2 protein-coding genes are annotated in these 1,178 nt (G+C 25.8%); both read right to left on the minus strand.

Features of this window, described 5'->3' with window-relative positions:
* Positions 1-235: 235 nt before the first annotated feature.
* Positions 236-469, minus strand: coding sequence for a hypothetical protein (locus CLPUN_RS08960; protein WP_077846956.1), 234 nt, complete (start codon positions 467-469; stop codon positions 236-238).
* Positions 470-772: 303 nt separating this feature from the next.
* The coding region (locus tag CLPUN_RS08965; RefSeq protein ID WP_143329012.1) for an IS5 family transposase at positions 773-1,178 on the minus strand (406 nt) is incomplete at its 5' end.

Raw genomic sequence — 1,178 nt, forward strand, 5'->3', positions numbered from 1 at the left:
TTTAATATTTGAATTTAATTTAGTAAATGCAATTTTAACAGCTTCAAAAATTTTAAAATTATCATTTTCGCTTTTAATCTTTGGTGATATAATCATATTTAAGTCATTCCTTATGTGATGTATTTGGGTTTTTAGCGAAATTATTATACCACAAAGGAATGGCTTATTTATTTTTTACAAATTTTGTTTACTCAACAACCTAAATATATTAAAATTTAACATATTATTTTTAATTCTAATATAGTTTTCTTCCCGTATGCATTTGAAAAATAATTTCAGTGTTATATTTTTCGGACTCGTTTAAATTAAATACATTAATTTGATTCTTAGTAAATCTATCTATATCATTATTTGACATACTTCTCGCAACTATCTTCAGGTAATTTTTAGTTTTAGGTTTTATATTTACTAAAACCTCTTTTATTTTAAATTTAATATTCATAATATTTATTTCGTCTATTGTCTTCATATTTCACTCCGTATTTTTTAGAATTCCTTTCCTTGAATATTTTTTAATTTCACTTATTAGCATATTTATTCCCTCTTCAAATATTTTATTATAGTTTTTTTTTGATAAACTATAGTATTATTGTACTGATAACAAATTATAGAAGCCAGATAAAAAATAATTATAATTAAACTTTCCTAAAATTATATTATAAATGCATCTATAAAAATTTTTCTCCAACAGAAAAACATGCATAAAAAGTGAAAATTCCTTTTATATGCATGGTTCTAATTAGGGCGTGTCTGAAAACAATATTGCCTTATGCTATTTTGATAAAATAAAAATGGACGCAACATAAACAAAAGCAAGAAATGAAGACGCAAGCTTGTCATAGCGAGTTGAAACTCTGCGAAAATGCTTGATTTTATTAAAGAAGCATTCTACTAAATGGCGTTCTTTATATACCCACCAGTCACAATGCCATGGATTCTGCGCATTTATTTTAGGTGGAATTGTATAGGAAGCTTCTTGTGAAGCAATATATTTCTTAATTTCCTTTGTACCATATGCTTTATCACCTAAAATATTACTGCCTTTTATATAAATATTTGAAAGAACATCCACAGCAAGTGTGCTATCATGTAAATTACCAGAAGATAATTGAAAATAAACTGGATTGCCAAGACCATCAACAACTGTGTGGATTTTTGTTGTATGTCCGCCACCTTGT

The sequence above is a fragment of the Clostridium puniceum genome (assembly GCF_002006345.1).
GTDB lineage: Bacteria > Bacillota > Clostridia > Clostridiales > Clostridiaceae > Clostridium > Clostridium puniceum.